The sequence below is a fragment of the Tardiphaga sp. GW822-FHT04G09 genome, from assembly GCF_058800725.1.
On record NZ_JBXAMO010000009.1, the window covers coordinates 206,402 to 226,928 of the forward strand.

Consider the following 20,527-nt stretch of genomic DNA (forward strand, 5'->3'; position numbering starts at 1 on the left):
GAGTCGTTCAAGTTCTAGCCGAGCAGGGCGCATAAACCAATGGCATTGCTTATCATTTGCGCGACAGGGCTAACGACTCGCCGGGTTTTGCCCTTGTTTGCGGAGCCGCAATCACGATGTTGCTTGCAGAGCCGGCATGGCACCTCCTAGAAGGGCGTTTCGCCCGAGACTGGATCGATTCAAATCGCATGACAGCGCGTCCCCCGCGTCCTTCCGCTCAGGAAGGAATGTTTTGGAAAACCAAGACGTTGGAAGAGATGTCCGGCGCCGAATGGGAAAGCCTGTGCGACGGCTGCGGACGCTGCTGCCTGGAGAAGCTGGAAGACGAGGATACCGGCAAGATCTATTACACCCATGTCTCCTGCAAATTGCTCGATGCAGGATTATGCGCCTGCAAGGATTATCCAAACCGCTCCGAGCATGTTCCCGATTGCGTGCGGCTCACTCCGGACAATGTCCGCACCCTGAGCTGGTTGCCGCCGAGCTGTGGCTACAAGCTCGCGGCCGAGGGGCGCGATCTCTACTGGTGGCATCCGCTGATCTCGGGCAGCCGGGAGACGGTCCACGAGGCCGGTGTTTCGGTGCGGGGGCGGGTTCAAGGTACCGAGGATACGATCCCGGATGAGGATCTGCAGGACCACATCGTGACCTGGCCGACGCTGCTGCCGCGCAAGGCCAAGCTGAAGAAGCGGCCGGCGTAAAATCCCTCTCGTGCCGACCCGTTTACGCGCGTGGCGTCTGGCTGATCGCCGCGGGACGCTCCCATGCAAGGAAACAACTGTTGCTGAATGGGGCAGGAGAATAGATTTCTTCCAGGGAGAGTCTGTGCGCGGTACCGCGTGCCGAATGACCTCCTGAAGTTGCCCCCAAATCCTTTGAATCCGAAGTTTCATGAACAAGTTCGAGCGACAGAGCCGGTCAGCGGCCGATGATGAGATATTGCCCGGGGGAGCTCTGACGAATGAACTTTTTTCGGAAGAGGTTGCGCAGGAGCTGTCGCGGATCCCGACCGAGGTGATCGAACCCGGCGATGCGCCGCCGGTTGCGAAAGCGCCGCTGACCCCCGCCGAAGTCCGCACCATCCTGATGAGCCTGCTGCTGACCATGTTCCTGGCGGCGCTTGACCAGACCATCGTCGCGACGGCGCTGCCGACCATCGGCCGGCAATTCGCCGACGTGAACAACCTGTCCTGGGTGATCACGGCCTATCTGCTGGCCTCGACCGCGGTAGCGCCGGTATTCGGCACGCTCAGCGATATCTATGGCCGCCGCGCGATGATCATCACGGCGATGTCGCTGTTCATGGTCGGCTCGATCATGTGCGCCTTGGCGCCGAACATGATCGTGCTGATCATCGCACGCGCGCTGCAGGGCCTCGGCGGCGGCGGCATCCTGCCGATCGTGCAGGTGGTGATTTCCGACGTGGTATCGCCGCGTGAGCGTGGTCAGTATCAGGCCTACTTCAGCGGCGTGTGGGTTGCGGCCGGCATCGGCGGCCCGATCATCGGCGGGTTGTTCGCCGAACACCTGCACTGGTCGATGATCTTCTGGATCAACATTCCGCTCGGCGTCGGATCGCTGGCGCTGCTGCTGCCAAAGATGAAGAAGCTTCCCGTGTTCCATCGCCGCCGCAAGGTCGACTGGCTCGGCGGAGTGCTGCTGATGGCCTCGGCCGTCGTGTTCATGCTGGTGCTGACATGGGGCGGCACCAAATTCTCATGGGCATCGCCGACCATCGTCGCGATGATCGGCGCCGCGGCCGTGATGGCGCTCGCCTTCATCTGGCATGCGATCCATCACGACGAGCCGTTCCTGCCGCTGCCGCTGATGTCAGGCTCGGTGGTGCCTTTCGCGATGGCCGCTGGCGGCTGCGCCATGGGCGCGATGCTCGGGCTCACCGTGCATATGCCGCTGTATTATGAAGTCGTCTACGGCCTGACCGCAGGCGAGGCGGGCGTCGCGCTGATCCCGATCGCGGCGGTGTCGGTGGGAGGCGCCGCTTTTGCCGGCCACATGATGACCAAGGCGAAACACTACAAGCGCGTGGCGATCGCGGGCACCGCCATGTCGGCGCTGATGGGCCTGCTGCTGGCGCTGATGACGCCGTTGCCGCTGTGGGCGCTGCTCACGATGCTCGGCCTGTTCTCCATCGGCCTCGGCACGGTGTTTCCCGTCAGCCTTGTCTCGATCCAGAACGCTGTGCCGCGGCCGCAGATCGGGACTGCGACCGGCGCCATGAACTTCTTCCGCGCGCTGATGGCGTCGTTCACCGTTGCCGCTTTCACCACCATCCTGCTGATGGCGCTGGGTGCGGATATCTCGATCACGGGCGAACATGCCGCCAGCACACATCCGATCGCAGCCAGCGATATGGTCAGCGCCTTCCGTTACGTGTTCGAAGCCGCGGCAGCCTTGCTGGCGCTCTCGACACTGTTCCTGCTGCTGATGGAGGAGCGCCCGTTGGCAGGGCCGGCAAAGGCGAAGCCGTCACTGGTTTCGGAATAGCAAAGCCGTCATCCGACTTCAGAAATATCCCGTTTCAACGCGAGCCAAGGCGATGTCCTTGAAGCGGTTCGAGCGAGGCTGCCACACTCGCAATATTCCCGTTGTGGCCGGTGGTAAATGAGAGGGAAAGCTGGCCTGGCTGCATGCGCCAGGTTCAGATGCCATCAGGGGGCGCGTCAATGCTTCAGGTTAAGCGCAAACCGAGATGCAGACGATACCCGGCTCCACGATACTCTCAAGTCTCGCCGCCGCCTATTCGGGCGCATCACGTCGCTGGCATTGTCTTTGGTGCCTGACCCGCGGGTAGCTCGTAGGAGGACGCGGCGACCCCGTCTTTGCTCGGAGCGAGCTCACACATAGTTACCGCATGATTAATTCATAATTGAGGCTGTTGGTGAACCTTCCTGCAACCTCTACCGTCTAGGTTGAGTTCAGTTTCAGGGGGACGGCGTGGAAGAAATCTGCGGCCGTATGAGGAGATTTCCGTGTTGCGTTTGATTTCGAAATTTATCGACGATGAATCCGGTGCAACTGCCATCGAATATGCGCTGATTGCTGCCGGTATCAGCCTCGCGATTATCGTCGCTGTGCAGGGTCTCGGCACCACGCTCAACGGGCGTTACGCCGCCGTGAATACATCGCTGAAATAGGGCAGTGAAGACCGGTCGATACCGGGGGCTCCGCCACTGCAAGCGATAATGGACGTGGCTGTCTTGTCGAACGCAATGTCGTGAATGTCCTGTCGATTGCGCTGCTGCTACCTATATGATCATGCGCGGGCCTCAAGCCCGCGCATTTTCATATGGATGATCATGATGATATTGAATTCGCGTTTGAATCTTTCGGCATTCGCCGGTTTGGGATTTGCTGCATTCGTCCTCGCGGGAGCGACACCGGCCTCGGCGGCTGGTGCGCAATACTGCATCGCCCAGAGCGGTTCCAATGGCGCGGCCTCGTATGTCGGCAACTGCATCTATTCTGATTATCAGCAATGCCTCAATGCCGCAGTCGGTACGCGAGGCAATTGCGTAGGTAATGTTGAGTATCGCGGCGGAGCTGCCACGGAAGCGGCGCCACAAGGTCGCCGGCGCGCGCGTTGAGCGATCGCCGGTTCGTGAAGGACGCATCTATGACGATAAGGATTCGCGGGCTCGTATGGGTCTTGGCTGCGATTGCAATCGCAGCGGCCACATTGCCGGCTCCGGATCCCGTGCAGGCGCGGCCATCTGTCGCGGCCCGCTCCGGCATTCCGCCATTCTGCGTGTTGACTGGCGGCCCCCGCGGGCCCGGCAGTGTGCCGCAGATCTGCCGGTTCTTCGACTATCAGCAGTGCCTGCAGGCCGCGGCTGACCTGCGCGGCAATTGCGTGGTCAATATCGACTATCCCGGCAAGATCACCGGTGCGCCGGGCGCGGCGTGGTCGCAGCCGCCGCGATAGCCAGTGCGTTGATCCTGCGGTCAAAGTTTCGCAATAGGGACTAAAATCTGAATTTAGGATTTTTAGCCTTGACAGCGTCGCGCTGTCGAAGTAGCTTTACGGCATGCTCCACAATTGGGTTCGCAGCTGGCAGCCGGGTGAGCGCGTCGGATCGAGTCTGTTAACCGGTGATCCGGTGAAGCCCGTAAAGTCGGAACATCGGTCCGCATCTCGCGTTGTTTTCTGCATGATGCCGCAAGGCATTCAACAGCAAGCGAAACGAGGACGCCATGGCAACAAAGCAAAACGGGCCGATCGTCGAAAACGCGACCGAGGCACGCCAGGCCGAACCGGGCCCGTCGATCCTCGCGCTTCTGGCGATCAGCATCGGCCTCGCAGTGCTGATCCTCGGCGTGGTCTGGTTTGTGTTCTTCAGGACGTGATCACCTGCGGCGATCGGCCGATCAATTCAGTCAGTTCGGCACTCTCGACTGACTGCAGCAACGAGTTCCCGACATGGACCGAAAACCAATAGCCCGTCCGGCGAAAAAGCCTGCGCGGGCCGCTGTTGTGAGTAGCGCTGTTCCAAAAGCGACTGCGGCGAGGAAACGCGTTAACAAGCCGAAGGCAAGGAAGTCTGGCGCGACGTCAAGCGCCGTTGATGCAGTCATCGCGGAAGCGGCGGCTGCAAAAATCCGCGCCAGCGTGGATGCTCGAAAGAAGACCATAGCGGCAACGACAGTCTTCGCAGGACCTCCGCGCGCAAAGCGGCGAACCGCTGTCGATCAGCCCCCACGATTTGCCGCCCGACGCGCCGCTCACCGTTCGCGTCACCCGTGCCATCGCATGCGAACTCGATTTGATCGAGAGGATTGTCGGGCGCACGTGCGTGAATGAATCGCTGCGTACCGAGGCAGAGCGCCGCGCCCGCACGCTTGCTTCATTGGCGCGCACATTGACCGAACTGAAAAACGTGCAGGGCGGTACCAATCAAAGGCCTGCCGAAGATGACGATCGTCCCCGGGATCTCGATGAACTCCGTCGACGCATTTCTCAACGTCCTGCAAGACGGCTTGGCGACAGACAGCCAGTTCCTCTCGACGGCAATGACGCGCAGTGAAATTTCCTGAGTGAGTGCTGGGACGTCTTTGCGCATACGCATCAGGTGCCGCCTGACCTCGCGCCGAATGGCGCGCCATGACTGACCTGGCTGATGATTGGCGGTCGAGGGGCGGGCAAGACCCGCGCCGGAGCTGAATGGGTGCGCGCGCAAGCGCTCGGTCAGGCACCGCTGGCGATGGAAGCGGCGGGCTGCATTGCGTTGGTTGGTGAGGCCGAACACGAGGTGCGTGAGGTCATGATCGAGGGCGTATCGGGGCTTCTCAACGTGCATCCGCATCGTGAGCGACCGGTCTGGATCCCGTCGCGCAAACGGCTGGATGGAGCAATGGCGCTAAGCGGAAGCGACTTTCGACATGCTGCAATTCGGGCTGCGGCTGGGTAGCCAAGCACAACGTCGGCTAGATCGCGCTCGCTCCGGCGTGCCGCTGATGCTGCTCGGAATTCCCGGCGACAACACATTCGCGAATTTCCAGGAGGCGAACCGGGTGTTCTTCCGCCAGACCGTACTGCCGCTGGCGACGCGCACCGGCAACGCGCTGGCGCAATGGCTCGCGCCTGCGTTCGGCGATGGCATCCGCATCGACATCGACACCGACCGCGTGGACGCGCTGGCGTCGGACCGCACCGCGCTGTGGGAGCGCGTCATCTGCGCGGATTTCCTGACGCTGAACGAGAAGCGCGAAGCGGTGGGCTATGCGCCGGTGGAGGGCGGGGACCGGCTGGGCTAGGGGCGGGACCTTCGTAGCGACCACCTCAAGAATGATTTCGAGCACCTTTGCAGGGCGACCAGATGTCCTCTGGTCTGTTCGTCCCGTTTGCCATCGCCTGGAAAGCGGTAAACCAATTCATGGAGACCGATGGCGAATTGCCGGATAGAATCGAATGGATTGCGGCAAACGATTTGCCTCCGGGAACTTTTCCCGTTCCGTAACGACCCGGGACGTAATGACAGTCGGCCGCTGAGAGGGTTCCGTGATGCCCTGCACTTACGTCATCCCCGATCTGCACGGCCGCCGCGATTTGCTCGATCGCGCGCTGGCTGAGATCGAGACGCATCGGGCCGGCGAAAATGCCACCCTCGTCGTGCTCGGCGATTACGTCGACAAGGGGCCGGACTCGCGCGGCGTGATTGCGCGGTTGCGGGCGGGGGTGGCACCTGGCCTGCGGGTGGCGATGCTCAAGGGCAATCACGATGCGCTGATGGTTGCGGCATTGCGCGGCAATGTGCCGATGGAGAACTGGCTGGCGAAAGGCGGTGATACCGCGCTGTCGTCCTATGGCGGTGATGCGGCGTATGTCCCGATGCATGATATCGACTGGCTCGACGGCCGGCCGCTGTGGCACATCGATGCGCACCGCATCTATGTTCATGCCGGCGTCGATCCCGCGCTGCCGCTGGCGCAGCAGAATCCGTCGGTTCTGATGACCAAGCGCTATGCGGATGATGACGCATCCGGCCATGATGCAGGAGAGGGCGCGCGCCATGTGGTGCATGGCCATGACCGCCATCCCGATGGGCCGTTGCTGAAAGGCGGCCGCACCAATCTCGATACCTATGCCTGGAGAACCGGCCGGCTGGTGGTCGGCGTGTTCGATGACGCGCGACCGGGCGGGCCGGTGGAGCTGATCGAGATGATCGCTGCGGCGATCTGAGACCCGAGGCGACCTCCTGACATTGTTGGCGTCTGCCGTTGTCGCGTTGCGCGACTGCATCTGTTTGAATGAATGACCGCCATGTCCGACCTCATCGAGATCTTCACCGAGCGCGGCGACCTCGCGCATCTCGCGCTGTTCCTGTGGGCGAGCTCGTAACGGCGCAGCGGCTCGATTGGCTCCAGGTCGCGCATCCGGTTTAATCCCAGATGCCGCAAGATCCGGCTGACGGTAGCGGCCGAGATCGCGAGTTCTACGGCGATCTGCTTGCCCGTAAAGCGTTGTCGGCGCAGGCTTTCGACTTGCTCGACGATTACCAACGGTGTCGGTCGATAAAGGCGTTGCGGCCGGGACGAGCGATCCATCAGACCCGCCAATCCTTCGGCCTTGAAGCGTTCGACCCACTTCCGGGCCGTCCGCGGGCAGACCCCTGCGGCACGTGCGGCGGCCTTCGGTGTCTGCCCGCTCAAGACTGCTTCTACCAATCGTTCTCGACCGAGCGGCGTCAAACGGGCATTCTTGTCGATGTTCATCCGGTCCCTCCGTTGAACACTGAAGCTTCGCAACCTCAGTTTCCTCGGTCCGGACCGGGTGGACAACCTCTTGAAAGCTCACATCTAGTGCAGCTCGGCGCGATCGATCGGCAGGTGCAGCCGCGCGGCGCGCTCGTCGCGATCCTGTTTGCGGAATTCGCACTCGCGCTGTTCGAAGGCGATCATTTCCTGCTGCGCCTGTTGCAGGAACTTCTCGTATTTCGTCATCGGTGGTCGCGTATGTCTCATCGCGTCAGCTCCGTGCTGTCACTCTACCGGAATACCGAACCATAACGCCCTTCAGGCCAACGGGTTCAATGCGCCAGATCAAATTTCATGTTGCAGTTCGGCGAGGCATCATCGTTCCGGCCGCGGCTTGCTGAACCGATATGCCGGCGGCAGTTTCAGTTGCGGCAGGTCCGCAGGCTTGTCCGGAAAGTAGAATTCGCTGCCGCGCAGCCATCGTGCCTGAAAGTGATTCCAGAACAGGATGGCATCCATCTGCCAGGTGAATTCGAAGACACGCCAGCGGCCGTTGCCGCCGATCCGCTCGCCGGTGGGATTGAAGGGGAAGCCGTTCAGCTTGCAGATCTCGTCGATCTCGAACCAGTTCTCGCGCACATAGCTGTCTTCAAGCGCGATGATACGGGCGATCTGGCCGCCATCGATACCTGCCCGTACCACGCGGATAGAAGCCATGCCGCTTCATCAGAAATTCCGGCAGCCGCGCGATGCCTTTGGCGATGCGCTGGGCTTCGTCGGATGTCAGCTTGTCGTGGCCGAAACTGTATTTCTGCAGGTCGTCGCGGCTGTAGACCCACGCCACCGTGACGCCATTGGCATCGACCACGCGAAAGCTCTCAGCGTTGTCGCTCTCGACCCGCCACGGCGGTGGGAAACGTCTCTTTTGGCCCTCTGACGGCATTAGAACAAAATAAGAACATTGCGGCCGGGCGGTCAACCCGGAGCGGCGGCAAACCCCACCCAAAAATCAGTTTTTACAATGCGTTACGGCATCGCCGTACCGCTCCTTCACCCGTGTCTTACCAAGAGCAGCAGATGATCTTCGACCACAACCAGAGCGCGCCCGAAATCAAGGCCGGCATTCCCTCCGGCGATGCGCAGGACGTCTATGACGCGATGATGCGCACCTTCGAGGACTTCAAGTCCGAGAACGACGCGCGCATCGCCAGCATCGAGAAACGATCGGGCGATGTCCTTGTCGAGGAGAAGGTGGCGCGTATCGATGCCGCGCTCGACGCGCATCAGCGCCGCCTCGATCAGTTGTCCCTGAAGGGCGCGCGGCCCGCACTCGCTGCGGACAGCGCCGCGCGCCCCCAACCTTCCGAGCACAAGTCGGCCTTCGATGCCTATGTACGATCCGGCGAGAGCGATGGGCTGCGACAGATCGAGACCAAGGCGATGTCGATCGGGTCAAACCCCGATGGCGGCTATCTGGTGCCTGTCGAGCTGGACACCGTGATTGGCGAACGGCTGGCGATGATTTCGCCGATCCGCAGCATTGCAGGCGTGCGCCGGATTTCCAGCGGCCTCTACAGGAAGCCGTTCACGACGTCGGGGCCGGCAACGGGCTGGGTCAGCGAAACGGCGGCGCGCCCGCAGACCAATTCGTCGACATTCGATGTGCTGTCGTTCCCCGCGATGGAGCTTTACGCCATGCCGGCGGCAACCGCGACGCTGCTCGACGATGCGGCCGTCAATCTCGACGACTGGCTGGCCGGAGAGATCGATCAGGTCTTTGCCGAGCAGGAGGGCATGGCCTTCGTCTCTGGCGACGGCGTCAACAAGCCGAAGGGCTTTCTGAGCTATACGACGGTGGGGAATAGCGCGTGGAGCTGGGGCAATATCGGCACCATCGCCACGGGCGTTGCCGGCGCCTTCGCGGCGTCGAACCCCTCTGACAGCGTGGTCGATCTGATCTATGCGCTGAAGGCCGGCTATCGCCAGAACGCGAGTTCGTGATGAACCGCCGGACGCAGGCCACCGTCCGCAAGTTCAAGGACTTCACCGGCAACTATCTGTGGCAGCCGCCGGCCGCGGCCAGTGGCCGCGCCAGCCTGATCGGCTTTCCGCTGGCCGATACCGAGGACATGCCGGACATCGCCGCCGGCTCGCTCTCCATCGCCTTCGGCGATTTCCGCAGGGGCTATCTGATCGTGGACCGCCAGGGCGTGCGGGTGCAGCGCGATCCCTATAGCGCCAAGCCCTATGTGCTGTTCTACACCACCAAGCGGGTCGGCGGCGGGGTGCAGGATTTCGACGCGATCAAGCTGCTGAAGTTTGCGGTGAGCTGAAAGACGGACGGTTGGCGCGGGCGATGTGTCGTCGCCCGCCGCTTTCTCTTTGTTGGAGCATGATCCCTCGACAAACGAATTCGTTTGTCGGCGAAAACCGGGAATCTACTTTTCGGGATCAATCTCTATGGTTCAGCAATAGCGGTAGTTGCAGCCAAATTGCTGGCGGCCAGCAAGCAGCTCCGGCGGCACACCATAGTGGCTGTAGTAGTAGAAAACCTGCGGCGGACCGAAATAGCGGTAAACCTGAATTGGAGCTCCGACCGGGGACGAATAAGTGGTGACCTTGTCGAAAGGCGGGGATTCGACGGCAAGGTAACGCCCGCCGCCAACACGCGGCGCCGGCTCCGCCATCTGACCACTTCCATAGCGCGGAGTGCCCGGGAGATCGGCGGCTGCCGCCGGCAGCGTCACGGCAGCAGCGATGCAAGCGAAGGCGAACTGACGCAGCACGACGGGCATTCCTTCTGATCAAGGCGTCGCTGCGCGAGAGCGATGGCGACGGTTGTGCGATGGATGTTTGCCAGAAAGAGCTTGTGCGAGGCTGATCGGACCTGCGCGGCGTGTATCGCAGAGAGGCCGGATGTCGCCGCCGGCTTGCTCTCCATCGCCTTCGGCGATTTCCGCCGTGGCGATCTGATCGTGGATCGCCAGGGCTTGCGCGCGCTGCGCGATCCCTGCAGCGCCAAGCCCTGCTGTTCTACGCTAATAAGCGGGTTTGGCCCGCGCGCCGAGCGACCGACATGGACTGCAACACGCAAGCGGCTGGAATGGCCCAACGGTGCCGTCGGGCAGGTGTTTTCTGCTGATGATCCCGAGAGCGTGCGTGGTCCGCAATTCGAAGCGGCATGGTGCGACGAGCTGGCGAAGTGGCGTTATGCGGAAGCGGCTTTCGACACGCTGCAATTCGTATTGCGGCTCGGCGTGCGACCACGGCAATTGATCACCACGACACCGCGGCCTTTGCCCATCATCAAGCGGCTGCTCGCCGATCCGCGCACGCGGGTGACGCGAGCGCCGACATCAGCCAACAAGGATTATCTCTCACCGACCTTTCTCGATACCGTCGTCGGCCGCTATGCTGGCATGCGGATGGGGCGGCAGGAGCTGGATGGCGAGCTGATCGAGGACCGGCCGGATGCGCTGTGGTCGCGGGCGCTGATCGAGGCGTGCCGCGTGGTGGAGTCGCCACCGCTGAAACGCATCGTGGTGGCGATCGATCCGCCGGGCACATCGCGCAAGGGCGCGGATGCCTGCGGCATCGTCGCGGTGGGCCGCGCCGAGAGCGGCTGGTTCTATGTGCTGGAAGATGCTTCTGCGGTTGGGCTGTCGCCGTCCGCCTGGGCGAGCAAGGCGGTAGCGCTGTATCGCCGGCTCAATGCCAACAACATCGTCGCCGAAGTGAATATGGGCGGCGAGATGGTGCGCGCGGTGCTGCGCGAGGTTGATCACACGGTGCCGCTTAAGGAAGTGCATGCGACGCGCGGCAAATATCTGCGCGCCGAGCCGGTGGCGGCGCTCTATGAGCAGGGCAAGGTGAAGCATGTCGGCTGCTTCCCTGATCTTGAAGACGAGATGTGCGGCTTCGGAGTCGAGGGATTATCGAGCGGGCGGTCGCCGGACAGACTCGACGCCATGGTGTGGGCATCACCTCCCTGATGAGCAATGTCGCCAGCGGCGGGCCGCGCATACGGTTGTCGTGACAATCGGACGAAGCCACGGAACCATTCCCCCGCTGCCGTCGTTACCTCCATTCACGCAAGCTTTGGGAGAACGACAATGAGACTGACCGAACGCGTCGCGTGTGCGGCGGTGATTGCCGCGATGGGGACCTTTGCGGGATCGGCAGCCCGGGCTGCTGACCAGACCTTCACGGGGGTCGTCACCATTCTCGATCGCACCACCAGCGAAGTGGTGATCAAGCAGGCGCCGGCCGGGGAAACCATTGGCGCGAATACGCCGGGGGCGCTGGAGAAATTCAGGCTGCGCACCGTGCCGGAGTCGCTGCATGCCGGCGAGCGTGTGACGGTGACCTATACCGAGAGCAATGGCGTCAAGACGATCAGCAATGTGACCGAGAAGAAAGACTAGGCGATACGGGCGCATGAAATGCTTCCGCATGCGCCCGTACGCTTGATGCAGACAGGTTCAATCCTTCAGCACGAATTTCTTGCGCAGCTCGGCCGCCACTTCGTCGGCGAGCTGCTGCGCATAGGTGGCGTGTTTTGGCGCGGTGATCACCATCGGCCGCCAGCCGAGCGCGGCATCCCTGCGGACCGAGACATAGACGCCGCCGACAACAATGCGCTGGGCGATCATTTCCTCGAGTTCGGCTTCGGTCTTTTCTTCTTTTCGCACAACCGGCTTCCCGCGCTGTCCTGTGAAAGCTACCGCTTTAATTGGGGCGGCGTTTCGAAAATGCAGTTCACAAGAATGAGAGACGCCGGCTCCGCGATGTCGCAGTCGAAGGCACCGTCACAATCCACACATGCCGCAGCGCGGCAGACGTGTTCCGCGGCGCCTCTCAGGCGCAGATCTCAGCAATAGCCGTAGAAGCCGCAGCCATAGGGCGCGCGGCTGAAGATCGTTTCGGATCCGGTGCCGTAATAGTTGTGGTAATAATAGGAATTCGGCTTGCCGTAATTGCCGTGCACGATGGAGGGGATAAAGACCTCCGGCGCATATTGCACGATCGGTTCTTCCATCGGCCTTTCGTCCTTGACCACCACCACGCGGCGGCTCTTCACCACCGGCTCGTCGAACAGCCGGCCGATGCGGCCCTGGCCGGCCATGTCGGCCGCCTGCGCGCCCGCGGTCAGGGCCATCGCGACGGCGGTGAGAGTGAGCAGGCGCAGCATCTGTGACATCCCCATGATTCGCGGATCATAGCGGAGAACCTTTCACGGATCTTAACGACGGCGGCCTTGCGCTCGGGAGCGCCGCCGTCAGAGCGGCGTGCCCCAGGCGCGCGCGGTCTGCAGGATCCAGTCGCGATACAGCGTCAGCGGCGTCACGCCGGTGAGGCCGCCGCAGCCGGCGGCGTTCTTCGCGCCGGTGGACCACGACACCACGCCGATGACGACGTTGCGGCCGTTCTGCTGTTGCAGCACGGGCCCGCCGCTGTCACCGGTGCAGGCGCCGAGGCCCTCGCGTGCGTTGTCGGTCGAGGGATCGACCAGTCTTATCTGCAACTTGCCGGGATGGCTGGTGGAGGTGAGCTGCGCCGCACGCACGGTGCCGCCGCTCTTGCCGTCACCGCGCGCGGCGACGCCGATGCCGGCCACGGTGTAGCTCTGCCCGGCGGCGAAGGGCTCGGTGGGCACGCCGAGCGGCAGCGCGGCCTTGCCGGGCAGGGGATCTGCGAGCTGCAGCAGCGCCACATCGGCGCTGGCGCGATGCGCCTTGATGCCCTGCGCATTGAACCCGGGATGATCGGCGACGCGTTTCACCGCCAGCAATTGCGGCTGCCGCTGCGCGTCATAGAGCACGATCTTGTAGCTGGCGCCGGGCGTCACGCAATGCGCCGCGGACAGAACCAGGGTTGGCGCGATCAGCGTGCCCGAACAGAAATTGCCGCGCGAGCCGACAATGGTGATCACCGCGCGGCCGATCTCGTCATCGCGCACCGCCGCGCCGCCGACGAGGGCGGAGGCGGGCACGGATATTGACGCGATGAGACTGCTGGCAATGGCAATGCGGGCAATGGCGAGAGAGTGCCTGATCGCGCGAGCGCGCGGCGTTGGGCCGGCGCGCGGCGGCATGCAGGAACCTGTCTGAATCATGGCGGGGATGTCAGCCGCACGGCCCCGCGATGTCAATTCCCCGATTGGTCACACGAGCATCCCGGAGTTCCCCGTGTCCGCCATTCCTTTGGTGCCGCGCCGGCGAGCCGCTGTCGCTTGCCGAGGGCTGAGAATTTCTGCGTGTCGAGCACGATGACGATGACGCCGTCATCGCCGCGCTGATCGCCGCGAGCCGCGCGCATGTGGAAGCGCTGACACGGCGCGCGCTGCTGACGCAGATCTTGCGGTTCGTGCTGGATGCAAGCATCGCCCGTCTTACATTTTCGTCGCGCAATGCTGCTACTTTTGGATTGTCATGCACACCAGCACGCGAGGGCCGTAACCCGGCCTGCAATATCGCTATGCGGTTCAGTCTTACGTTGCGCCCATCAAGATCAGTTCCGGCCTCCAGTTTGAAGGCCGTGGTGTGTGTCGTTCAACGGGACATCGGCTTCCATTTGTCGCCCCGGATCGCCAGCACAATCTGCACCACAGGCGTCAAAGTCCGTTCCGCGGGATCGTCGGCTGTCGCCTTCGACAGCCCGCTAGTCGATGAGGACGGTGCCGTTAGGCGCGAAATCGTAGAGACCATCACCGACTGGGGCTCCCGAGATCTCATCAGCGAGCGGAGCGTTGGGTGATGTCCTGCGCTGTCGCGGTGTAAGGCAGCAAAACAGCAACGATTGCGAATCTTCCGAGCATTATCGGGGCTTACTTTTGACGTTACTGCAATCCGGACAATTCAAGTCCCGTGGCAAGATGTTTTGCGGCGGATCGGTCAGATGGAAATATTGATTTTTATCGGTATCGATCCAGAGAAACAGATCCATTTTCTTCGCTGCTTCGCAGACCTGCCCCTGCATGCGCCTGCCCAGCATGAACAAGCGATCGCCTCCTGGGAGAGGAATACCGGAAAGCGTTGCCAACGGTGTGTTCGTGGAGGCCGAGTTCGGCAGCCACAGACTTGCTTGGCAATCCATCCGCGCATCGCAGGATCGCGCGGCATCGCTCGGATAGCGATCGGGCAGCGCGATGACGACGAACTTGCCTCTCCAAGTACGCTCGCTCCTGCGGACTAAGCACCAACGGCGCGATCGGCCGGCCTGGCTCACCTGCATTAGTCACGAGTGCTCTCCTCTGTAGAGATTCGAGCTATCAACTAATGTGCTGAACTTGCGTTCCAGATGACTCGTTCCTGATAGTGGGCGGACGATTGCAACCCGACCCGATGGGCCTCGGTCGGCCTGCAGCAGGGCTCCGGTTGTTCATGATTGCGTCGGAGTCTATGGCGACGATCCGTTTGTCCGACGCCGGGGAGGGGTGGGATGAGCGGGTGAGCGAGTGGCCGATATGCGGGAGCTCGCCGCACATGTCGCCTGCAGTCATCGCCGAGGAAGCTTCGGTTTCGATCAGGAAGGCGGTGTCGGAAGGGCACGTCGGCGCAGCCTGATGCTCACTTACCGCCGGTGACATCGAGGAAAGTGTTGGTGATGAAAGACGCCTCGGCGCCTGCCAGCCACAGGATCGCCCGCGCAACTTCTTCAGGTTGGCCGCCTCGGCCCATCGGGATCGAATCCCTGACGCGATCCACGCGTCCGGGCTCTCCGCCGCTCGCATGCATGTCGGTATAGATGTGTCCGGGGCGAATGCATGCGACGCGTATGCCATCCCGCGCGACTTCCTTGGCGAAACCGATGGAGAATGTCTCGAGAGCGCCCTTCGACGCAGCGTAGTCGACATATTCGTTCGGACTGCCGAGCCGGGCCGATGCCGATGAGATGTTGATCACGACGCCGCCGCGCCCGTTGTGACGATACGACATGCGCTTCACTGCCTGCTGGGCACAGAGGATAGGGCCAATCGCATTGACGGCGAAGATGCGCTGCATCCGCTCGAATCCGAGATCCTCCATCCGGGACTGCCGCGCAAGCATTGCGGCGTTGTTCACCAGCACATCGATCCGGCCGAACACACGGTCGATCTCGGCGAATAGCTGGGCGACCTGCTCTGGATCCGCGCTATCTGCGCGCACGGGTAAAGCCCGACGCCCAGCAGCTTCAACGTCAGCCGCCACCGCAAGGGCGGCAGACTCATTGGAGACGAAGCTGATCGCGACATCGTAACCTTGTGCGGCAGCAAGCCGCGCAGTCGCCGCGCCTACGCCGCGACTTCCACCCGTTATCAGAATGAGCGGCGCCTGTGAGACGGTATCCATTTGGCGAACCTTCATGGTGGTGAGGTGAAAACTGATCGACATTGCCGGCGACAGGCCGATGATCTCGCTGGCGGCATTCGGCTGCGGCACCACGGCGCAAATGACCCATGCGGAAGCCGCAGCGTCATGCCTGCTGTCCGGACGAATGCGACGCCGCACCCGCGTCGACGTCGTCGCTCAGATGCCGCGAGAGCGCGATCACGAACGGGCAGATCGCCAGCGCCGTCATCGCGGTCGCGGCCGTTGCCGTCGCGGGGCCGAACGCATCGCCCAGAAAACCATAGAGAACGGGGGCACCGGCGCCCGCGCCGATGGTGCCCGTATAGAACAAGGCGAATGCACGCTCGGTGCGATGGGGCGGGGTCAGTTCGGGAACCGTTCCATACAGCACCGATGACGTGCCGTTGAGCATCACCCCCAGCGCCGGCAGAAGGACGATGGCCGGGACAAGCGGCAGCACCAGAACGCCGACAATCAGAACGGCCGTAGCAACCTCGGTGAAGAGGACGGTGCGCCGGGTGCCGATCTTGTCGCCAAGCCAGCCGCAAGCAAACTTGCCGGCGGCCCCGCCGATGAAAACAAGTGCCAGAGCAAAACCGATGGTGGGAAGCGTCGCTCCTTTTGCAATCAGTAGAAATGGCAGAAAGGCGAGGAAGCCCATTCTGACGGCGCTATCGAGCATTCCGATCGCCAGCAGCCAATAAAACCCGCCCCGATTTCGGCCCGTCTGGCTGGATCGTTCCTTCGCATCAATTGCATGTCCTTTGTCGACCGCCGGCATCCACACAGCCATGGCGAGGGACACCGCGATGCCCGCGACAGCGAGAGCGAATACGGCGTGTTGCCAGGCGACGCTGACAAGCAGCAGGGACATGAGCGCCGGGATGGCCGCCTTTCCGAGATCGCCTGTGAAATTGTAGACGCCAAGCGGCCTGCGCGCCGCGCGCCCATAGGCGCGCGACACGGCGGCGGACGCCAGAGGGTGTTGGGTGCTTGAGCCTGCGCCTGCCAGCGCAAGCGCCAGGCACAGTCCGACAATGCCGCCGGAGAGGCCCGCGAGCGCGTAGCCCAGTGCTGCCAGCGCTGTGCCGCAACAGAGAATGATTTTGGCGTCGATGCGCTCCGCAAGATGCCCTGCCGGAATTTGCAGACACGCCATGGTGCCGGAATAGAGCCCGCGCAAAATGGCGAGCACGCTGTAGCTCAGTGCGAATTCGGCCTGCCAGATCGGCAGCAGCACATAGATCACGTCGGTGAAGCCGTCGTGCAGGGCGTGATTGAGCCCGGTGAGCGCAAGCGTTCGCGCGGCGCGTGTCTGGTTCGGAGCCGACGTGGCGGAGGTCGTGGTCTCGTGCTGTGTCATGGGTCTTCCGGGGCTGGCTCCGAAGTTGCAGAAAATCTGAAGATTGGCGTGCCGGATTTGAGTCGGACGCGCAAAACGCTGCTAAAAGTCACCATGAACGAGACTTGCGACTGTCACAAATCAGTAATACTCAAGTTATGGGTTAGAAATTCTCAATCATGTCCACCTTTGTCGCGCGCCGTAGTCTGCCGCCGCTGAATGCGGTCCGCGCCTTCGAGGCTGCCGCCCGTCTCGGGAGTCTGAAGGAGGCGGCCGTCGAGCTCAGCGTGACGCATGGCGCCGTCAGTCAGCAGATCCGCCTGTTGGAAGACTGGTTGGGTGCTCCGGCGCTGTTTCGCCGCTCGGTGCGACGGGTCGTGCTGACGCCTGGCGGCGCCGCACTGCTGGCCGAATTCGGGCCGGCCCTCGATCGCATTTCGGCTGCCGTGCAGCAGCATCGAACCAGACGGCTTGATGCGCCGTCCATCGTGCTGCATGTCAACGCGCTTGCGACCTTCAGTCTGCGATGGCTGTTACGACGCATGGGCGCGTTTCGTGCGGAGCATCCCGACATCGAGGTCCGTTTGAGTACGTCGAACGAGACGATCGACGCCCTGGCCGAGCCGTTCGACGTCGTGATCAGAGGAGGGCCGGACACCTTTCCCGGCTACACGTCGCGTTTTCTGTTCGGGGAACGACGGCTGCCAGTGTGCAGTCCGGCCATTCTGGATCGGGCGCCGCTGACCGACATTCGCGATCTGTCGCGCCATACGCTGCTTCATGTCTCGTCGATGGCCCGACTTTGGCGCGACTGGTTGACCGAGGCCGGGGAGCCCGCCCTTCGCCCGGAGGCATCCCTGACCTTCGATCATTTCTACCTGACCATACAGGCAGCGATCGATGGGCTCGGCGTGGCGATGGGGCCGACCGCGCTGGTCGCCGATGATCTTGCGGCCGGGCGATTGATGACGCCGTTTCCGGATATCAGTCTCTCGGCGCGAAGCTACTTCGCCTATCTGCCGGAAGCGCGACGGACCGATCCACATATCGCCGTGTTCTGCGACTGGCTCGAGCAACAAGGCCGCGATCTCGTCCGCAGCTAGCCGTCGCTGCATTGCTTCCTCCCGGGGCTCATCGCAATGACAACTGCACTCATCACCCGCGCGTCCCTCGTCGCCGAGGCGCGGAGCTGGATCGGCACGCGCTATCAGCACCAGGCGTCGCTCAAGGGCGTCGGATGCGACTGCCTCGGCCTCGTGCGCGGCGTCTGGCGTCATTGCATCGGCAGCGAGCCGGAAGCGCCGCCGCCTTATGCGCCGGACTGGGCCGAGGCATCAGGCGAGGAAGCGCTGGCGCAGGCGGCGCTGCGTCATCTGGTGCCCATCGCGTTGAATGAGTTCAGCGCCGGCGACGTGCTGCTGTTTCGCTGGCGCGACGGCTATGTGGCCAAGCACGCGGCGATTGCGAGCGGCGAGGGCACCATGATCCACGCCCATGACGGCGCCGCCGTCTGCGAAGTCGCGCTGACGCCGTGGTGGCGGCGGCGTCTGGCCTATGCGTTTCGGTTTCCCGGAGTCACTTGATGCCGGGCGCGTGGGGCGGAATCCATCACACGCGTAACGTCGCTTCCGGCTGCATCTTCATTCATCGCGACACGTTCCTGTACCAGCATCGCGAATGATTTCTGGGCGTCATATCGATCGCTGTCGGCTTTCCAGACACATCGCGTCTCCGAAAAGACATTACCGCCTTTCAGCGGAAGAAGAACGACACCTGCAATATGCGCGGATGTCATGGCGCGTGGAACCAGGGCGACGCCAAGACCGTGAGCGACGGCCGAGATCACGCTGACCCAATGCCGCACCTCATGAATGACCGTCGGCGAAAAGCCGGCAGACTGACAGGCCTCCAGAATGGAATTGAAATAGGCGGGCGAAGCCGAGCGACCGAACAGGATAAACTCCTCGCCGGCCAATTTATCGAGTTGTACGGATCGTTTGGTGGCGTAGCGATGATCGCTGGGAAGACAGGCAAGAAGCGGCTCCCGGCAAAAGCGAAATCCGTCAAGGCCATCGGGCGTCTCAAGACCGTTGATAAAGCCGAAATCAATCTCGTCGCGCTTGAGGGCGGTTATCTGCTCAGCCGTATTCAGTTCCTGCAACCGCAACTCGATGCCGGGATGCAGCTGTCGGAACGATCGAATGATGGCAGGCAGGCCGCGATAAAGGGTCGAGCCGCCAAAGCCGACGCGCAACAAGCCGCCTTTCTCATGGTCGACTGCTCGCACAAAGTCGCGAACTTCCTCGACGCGACGGAGCAGAAAAGTCGCCTCCGATTGAAGTGCGCGCCCCGCAACCGTCAGCTCGACATTGCGGCTGTTGCGTTGAAAGAGCTTGGTGCCGAGGCTTTCCTCAAGCTGCCTGATGGCCAGACTGAGAGGCGGTTGAGAGATGGAGAGCCTCTGGGCGGCGCGCCGGAAATGGCGTTCCTCGGCCAGAACCAGAAAGTACCGCAGCAATCGCAGTTCCATCGCCGTCTCCGCGGATTGATATGTTCTGTGGATCGATCAACACACAATAGTATTGGACGCTATCGGTCCGCCGCGGTCAACTGACTCCCAGAAAGCAAAAAAATCCGGGAGGACATCGAATGAATCGACCGAGGATGGCTGGCTTCGCCATGGCGATGGTTGCTGCGAGCCTCGCAATGGCGTGCAGCTCGGCGGCGAGAGCCGAATATCCGGATCGCCCCGTCAAACTCATTGTCCCCTTCGCTGCGGGCGGCCCCACCGATGCGCTGGCCCGCAATCTCGCCGAAGGACTGCGCGTCCAGCTCAAACAGACAGTGGTGGTTGAAAACAAGGGCGGAGCCGGCGCCAATATCGGCGCCGAATACAGCCAATTCGCCGGCCGACGGCTATACCTTGATGTTCGGAACGTCAGGGCCTCTGGCCATCAATGTCAGTCTCTACAAGAAACTCAATTACGACCCGATCAAGAGTTTCGATCCCGTCATCATGCTCGGCAAACTCCCGAACGTGCTTTCCGCAGGTCCGGGATTGCCGGTCAGGGACCTCAAGGAACTGATCGCCTATGCCAAGGCCGGCAACAAGCTGAACTATTCGTCCTCGGGTGTCGGCGCCTCGACGCATCTGTCGGGAATTCTGTTCAATGCGGAAGCCGGCGTCGATCTGCAGCACGTCCCGTATCGCGGCGCCGCGCCAGCCATGACCGATCTGCTGGGCGGACAGGTCCCGCTCAGCTTCTCGGACGTCTACTCGTCCGCTCCGCACATCAAGGCCGGGGCGATTCGCGCGATCGGTGTCACGACACTTGAGCGCACCCCGCTGCTCCCCGACGTTCCCACGCTCAACGAACTTGGGCTCAAAGGTTTTGACGTGAGTGTTTTCTTTGGAATTGTCGTTCCGAAGGGAACGCCGCCCGAGGTCATTGCCACGCTCAACGCGGCATTCCGGGAGGCCATCAAGGATCCCGCCATCAAGGCTGCCATGGACCAGCAAGGCATTATTCCCGCCCAGTCACTCACCCCGGGCTATCTGGCCGAGTTCATGGCATCGGAGACGCTTCACTGGCGCAGCGTTCTCGCGCAGGTCGGATTCGAACAGCAGTAAGAGAATTCAGAA

24 protein-coding genes and 6 pseudogenes are annotated in these 20,527 nt (G+C 62.4%); 17 read left to right on the forward strand and 13 right to left on the reverse strand.

Annotated features, from left to right (window positions below; genetic code table 11):
- Window positions 1-188 precede the first annotated feature (188 nt).
- The 10 genes and pseudogenes from AC1RLZ_RS17755 to AC1RLZ_RS17800 all read left to right on the forward strand — a co-directional run bounded on the left by AC1RLZ_RS17755 (window position 189) and on the right by AC1RLZ_RS17800 (window position 6,697).
- Window positions 189-701, forward strand: a complete 513-nt coding sequence (locus tag AC1RLZ_RS17755) for a YcgN family cysteine cluster protein (protein WP_493189685.1) — start codon at window positions 189-191, stop codon at window positions 699-701.
- 190 nt (window positions 702-891) lie between these two features.
- Window positions 892-2,505, forward strand: coding sequence for an MDR family MFS transporter (locus tag AC1RLZ_RS17760; protein ID WP_493189686.1), 1,614 nt, complete (start codon window positions 892-894; stop codon window positions 2,503-2,505).
- A gap of 485 nt (window positions 2,506-2,990) precedes the next feature.
- Window positions 2,991-3,155: a Flp family type IVb pilin gene (locus tag AC1RLZ_RS17765; protein ID WP_093759013.1), complete on the forward strand. Its 165-nt coding sequence runs from the start codon at window positions 2,991-2,993 to the stop codon at window positions 3,153-3,155.
- 165 nt (window positions 3,156-3,320) lie between these two features.
- Complete coding sequence (locus tag AC1RLZ_RS17770) at window positions 3,321-3,605, forward strand: DUF3551 domain-containing protein (RefSeq protein WP_493189687.1); 285 nt, start codon at window positions 3,321-3,323, stop codon at window positions 3,603-3,605.
- Between the two features lie 29 nt (window positions 3,606-3,634).
- Entirely contained in the window at window positions 3,635-3,943 is a 309-nt protein-coding gene (locus AC1RLZ_RS17775; RefSeq protein ID WP_493189688.1) for a DUF3551 domain-containing protein, read from the forward strand.
- Window positions 3,944-4,212: 269 nt separating this feature from the next.
- A complete protein-coding gene (locus AC1RLZ_RS17780) occupies window positions 4,213-4,365 on the forward strand; it encodes a hypothetical protein (protein ID WP_371420503.1) in 153 nt (50 codons plus the stop codon).
- Between the two features lie 356 nt (window positions 4,366-4,721).
- Complete coding sequence (locus AC1RLZ_RS17785; RefSeq protein ID WP_493189689.1) at window positions 4,722-5,042, forward strand: hypothetical protein; 321 nt, start codon at window positions 4,722-4,724, stop codon at window positions 5,040-5,042.
- Window positions 5,043-5,135: 93 nt separating this feature from the next.
- Entirely contained in the window at window positions 5,136-5,426 is a 291-nt protein-coding gene (locus AC1RLZ_RS17790; protein ID WP_493189690.1) for a terminase large subunit domain-containing protein, read from the forward strand.
- Between the two features lie 34 nt (window positions 5,427-5,460).
- Window positions 5,461-5,772: pseudogene (locus AC1RLZ_RS17795) on the forward strand (phage portal protein); the annotation flags it as partial.
- 247 nt (window positions 5,773-6,019) lie between these two features.
- Window positions 6,020-6,697: a metallophosphoesterase gene (locus AC1RLZ_RS17800; protein ID WP_493189691.1), complete on the forward strand. Its 678-nt coding sequence runs from the start codon at window positions 6,020-6,022 to the stop codon at window positions 6,695-6,697.
- Window positions 6,698-6,840: 143 nt separating this feature from the next.
- Here the strand turns inward: AC1RLZ_RS17800 and AC1RLZ_RS17805 are convergent.
- From AC1RLZ_RS17805 to AC1RLZ_RS17820, 4 genes and pseudogenes are all read right to left on the reverse strand, one after another.
- Window positions 6,841-7,230, reverse strand: a pseudogene (locus AC1RLZ_RS17805) (leucine zipper domain-containing protein); the annotation flags it as partial.
- 84 nt (window positions 7,231-7,314) lie between these two features.
- Window positions 7,315-7,479, reverse strand: a complete 165-nt coding sequence (locus AC1RLZ_RS17810) for a hypothetical protein (protein ID WP_493189692.1) — start codon at window positions 7,477-7,479, stop codon at window positions 7,315-7,317.
- Window positions 7,480-7,587: 108 nt separating this feature from the next.
- Complete coding sequence (locus tag AC1RLZ_RS17815; RefSeq protein WP_493189693.1) at window positions 7,588-7,929, reverse strand: hypothetical protein; 342 nt, start codon at window positions 7,927-7,929, stop codon at window positions 7,588-7,590.
- Window positions 7,862-8,080, reverse strand: a complete 219-nt coding sequence (locus AC1RLZ_RS17820; protein ID WP_493189694.1) for a hypothetical protein — start codon at window positions 8,078-8,080, stop codon at window positions 7,862-7,864. The genes AC1RLZ_RS17815 and AC1RLZ_RS17820 overlap by 68 nt, the downstream gene beginning before the upstream one ends.
- A gap of 209 nt (window positions 8,081-8,289) precedes the next feature.
- On the opposite strand from AC1RLZ_RS17820, the pseudogene AC1RLZ_RS17825 reads away from it, so the two are divergent.
- A pseudogene (locus AC1RLZ_RS17825) lies at window positions 8,290-9,545 on the forward strand (phage major capsid protein).
- A gap of 132 nt (window positions 9,546-9,677) precedes the next feature.
- On the opposite strand, the gene AC1RLZ_RS17830 reads toward AC1RLZ_RS17825, so the two are convergent.
- On the reverse strand, window positions 9,678-10,007 hold the full coding sequence (locus AC1RLZ_RS17830; protein WP_493189695.1) for a hypothetical protein: 330 nt from the start codon (window positions 10,005-10,007) through the stop codon (window positions 9,678-9,680).
- A 261-nt stretch (window positions 10,008-10,268) separates the two neighbouring features.
- Between AC1RLZ_RS17830 and AC1RLZ_RS17835 the strand changes: the two are divergent.
- A pseudogene (locus tag AC1RLZ_RS17835) lies at window positions 10,269-11,248 on the forward strand (DNA-packaging protein); the annotation flags it as partial.
- Window positions 11,249-11,324: 76 nt separating this feature from the next.
- Window positions 11,325-11,636, forward strand: coding sequence for a copper-binding protein (locus tag AC1RLZ_RS17840; RefSeq protein ID WP_493189696.1), 312 nt, complete (start codon window positions 11,325-11,327; stop codon window positions 11,634-11,636).
- Window positions 11,637-11,693: 57 nt separating this feature from the next.
- Here AC1RLZ_RS17840 and AC1RLZ_RS17845 read toward each other — a convergent pair whose 3' ends face one another.
- From AC1RLZ_RS17845 to AC1RLZ_RS17855, 3 genes are all read right to left on the reverse strand, one after another.
- Complete coding sequence (locus AC1RLZ_RS17845) at window positions 11,694-11,903, reverse strand: hypothetical protein (RefSeq protein WP_371420521.1); 210 nt, start codon at window positions 11,901-11,903, stop codon at window positions 11,694-11,696.
- Window positions 11,904-12,082: 179 nt separating this feature from the next.
- The gene (locus AC1RLZ_RS17850; RefSeq protein ID WP_493189697.1) at window positions 12,083-12,418 is read right to left on the reverse strand and encodes a hypothetical protein; all 336 of its coding nucleotides are present in this window, start codon (window positions 12,416-12,418) and stop codon (window positions 12,083-12,085) included.
- A gap of 72 nt (window positions 12,419-12,490) precedes the next feature.
- Entirely contained in the window at window positions 12,491-13,249 is a 759-nt protein-coding gene (locus tag AC1RLZ_RS17855; RefSeq protein ID WP_493189732.1) for a S1 family peptidase, read from the reverse strand.
- 188 nt (window positions 13,250-13,437) lie between these two features.
- Here AC1RLZ_RS17855 and AC1RLZ_RS17860 point away from each other — a divergent pair.
- Window positions 13,438-13,587: pseudogene (locus AC1RLZ_RS17860) on the forward strand (head-tail connector protein); the annotation flags it as partial.
- A 661-nt stretch (window positions 13,588-14,248) separates the two neighbouring features.
- Here the strand turns inward: AC1RLZ_RS17860 and AC1RLZ_RS17865 are convergent.
- The 3 genes and pseudogenes from AC1RLZ_RS17865 to AC1RLZ_RS17875 all read right to left on the reverse strand — a co-directional run.
- Window positions 14,249-14,452, reverse strand: a pseudogene (locus AC1RLZ_RS17865) (helix-turn-helix domain-containing protein); the annotation flags it as partial.
- Window positions 14,453-14,780: 328 nt separating this feature from the next.
- Window positions 14,781-15,542: an SDR family oxidoreductase gene (locus AC1RLZ_RS17870; protein WP_493189733.1), complete on the reverse strand. Its 762-nt coding sequence runs from the start codon at window positions 15,540-15,542 to the stop codon at window positions 14,781-14,783.
- 124 nt (window positions 15,543-15,666) lie between these two features.
- Window positions 15,667-16,905 carry an MFS transporter gene (locus tag AC1RLZ_RS17875; RefSeq protein WP_493189698.1) on the reverse strand — a complete coding sequence of 413 codons (1,239 nt, stop codon included), beginning with the start codon at window positions 16,903-16,905 and terminating at the stop codon, window positions 15,667-15,669.
- A gap of 158 nt (window positions 16,906-17,063) precedes the next feature.
- On the opposite strand from AC1RLZ_RS17875, the gene AC1RLZ_RS17880 reads away from it, so the two are divergent.
- Window positions 17,064-17,987: a LysR substrate-binding domain-containing protein gene (locus AC1RLZ_RS17880; protein ID WP_493189699.1), complete on the forward strand. Its 924-nt coding sequence runs from the start codon at window positions 17,064-17,066 to the stop codon at window positions 17,985-17,987.
- A gap of 36 nt (window positions 17,988-18,023) precedes the next feature.
- Window positions 18,024-18,467 (forward strand): NlpC/P60 family protein, encoded by a 444-nt coding sequence (locus tag AC1RLZ_RS17885; RefSeq protein ID WP_493189700.1) that lies wholly within the window; start codon window positions 18,024-18,026, stop codon window positions 18,465-18,467.
- Here the strand turns inward: AC1RLZ_RS17885 and AC1RLZ_RS17890 are convergent.
- Window positions 18,437-19,414 (reverse strand): LysR family transcriptional regulator, encoded by a 978-nt coding sequence (locus AC1RLZ_RS17890; protein ID WP_493189701.1) that lies wholly within the window; start codon window positions 19,412-19,414, stop codon window positions 18,437-18,439. The genes AC1RLZ_RS17885 and AC1RLZ_RS17890 overlap by 31 nt on opposite strands.
- 59 nt (window positions 19,415-19,473) lie before the next feature.
- Window positions 19,474-19,785 carry a hypothetical protein gene (locus AC1RLZ_RS17895; RefSeq protein WP_493189702.1) on the reverse strand — a complete coding sequence of 104 codons (312 nt, stop codon included), beginning with the start codon at window positions 19,783-19,785 and terminating at the stop codon, window positions 19,474-19,476.
- Window positions 19,786-19,810: 25 nt separating this feature from the next.
- Here AC1RLZ_RS17895 and AC1RLZ_RS17900 point away from each other — a divergent pair, with 25 nt between their 5' ends.
- Complete coding sequence (locus tag AC1RLZ_RS17900; protein WP_493189703.1) at window positions 19,811-20,515, forward strand: Bug family tripartite tricarboxylate transporter substrate binding protein; 705 nt, start codon at window positions 19,811-19,813, stop codon at window positions 20,513-20,515.
- Window positions 20,516-20,527: the final 12 nt, after the last annotated feature.

Excerpts from the sequence above, each read along its gene's own strand:
- AC1RLZ_RS17755 (WP_493189685.1), top strand. The coding sequence starts at position 189 with ATGACAGCGCGTCCCCCGCGTCCTTCCGCTCAGGAAGGAATGTTTTGG.
- AC1RLZ_RS17810 (WP_493189692.1), bottom strand. The coding sequence starts at position 7,479 with ATGAGACATACGCGACCACCGATGACGAAATACGAGAAGTTCCTGCAA.
- AC1RLZ_RS17850 (WP_493189697.1), bottom strand. The coding sequence starts at position 12,418 with ATGGGGATGTCACAGATGCTGCGCCTGCTCACTCTCACCGCCGTCGCG.
- AC1RLZ_RS17830 (WP_493189695.1), bottom strand. The coding sequence starts at position 10,007 with ATGCCCGTCGTGCTGCGTCAGTTCGCCTTCGCTTGCATCGCTGCTGCC.
- AC1RLZ_RS17760 (WP_493189686.1), top strand. The coding sequence starts at position 892 with ATGAACAAGTTCGAGCGACAGAGCCGGTCAGCGGCCGATGATGAGATA.
- AC1RLZ_RS17800 (WP_493189691.1), top strand. The coding sequence starts at position 6,020 with ATGCCCTGCACTTACGTCATCCCCGATCTGCACGGCCGCCGCGATTTG.
- AC1RLZ_RS17885 (WP_493189700.1), top strand. The coding sequence starts at position 18,024 with ATGACAACTGCACTCATCACCCGCGCGTCCCTCGTCGCCGAGGCGCGG.
- AC1RLZ_RS17780 (WP_371420503.1), top strand. The coding sequence starts at position 4,213 with ATGGCAACAAAGCAAAACGGGCCGATCGTCGAAAACGCGACCGAGGCA.
- AC1RLZ_RS17900 (WP_493189703.1), top strand. The coding sequence starts at position 19,811 with ATGTTCGGAACGTCAGGGCCTCTGGCCATCAATGTCAGTCTCTACAAG.
- AC1RLZ_RS17880 (WP_493189699.1), top strand. The coding sequence starts at position 17,064 with ATGTCCACCTTTGTCGCGCGCCGTAGTCTGCCGCCGCTGAATGCGGTC.
- AC1RLZ_RS17870 (WP_493189733.1), bottom strand. The coding sequence starts at position 15,542 with ATGGATACCGTCTCACAGGCGCCGCTCATTCTGATAACGGGTGGAAGT.
- AC1RLZ_RS17770 (WP_493189687.1), top strand. The coding sequence starts at position 3,321 with ATGATATTGAATTCGCGTTTGAATCTTTCGGCATTCGCCGGTTTGGGA.
- AC1RLZ_RS17815 (WP_493189693.1), bottom strand. The coding sequence starts at position 7,929 with ATGGCTTCTATCCGCGTGGTACGGGCAGGTATCGATGGCGGCCAGATC.
- AC1RLZ_RS17890 (WP_493189701.1), bottom strand. The coding sequence starts at position 19,414 with ATGGAACTGCGATTGCTGCGGTACTTTCTGGTTCTGGCCGAGGAACGC.
- AC1RLZ_RS17775 (WP_493189688.1), top strand. The coding sequence starts at position 3,635 with ATGACGATAAGGATTCGCGGGCTCGTATGGGTCTTGGCTGCGATTGCA.
- AC1RLZ_RS17840 (WP_493189696.1), top strand. The coding sequence starts at position 11,325 with ATGAGACTGACCGAACGCGTCGCGTGTGCGGCGGTGATTGCCGCGATG.
- AC1RLZ_RS17875 (WP_493189698.1), bottom strand. The coding sequence starts at position 16,905 with ATGACACAGCACGAGACCACGACCTCCGCCACGTCGGCTCCGAACCAG.
- AC1RLZ_RS17790 (WP_493189690.1), top strand. The coding sequence starts at position 5,136 with ATGATTGGCGGTCGAGGGGCGGGCAAGACCCGCGCCGGAGCTGAATGG.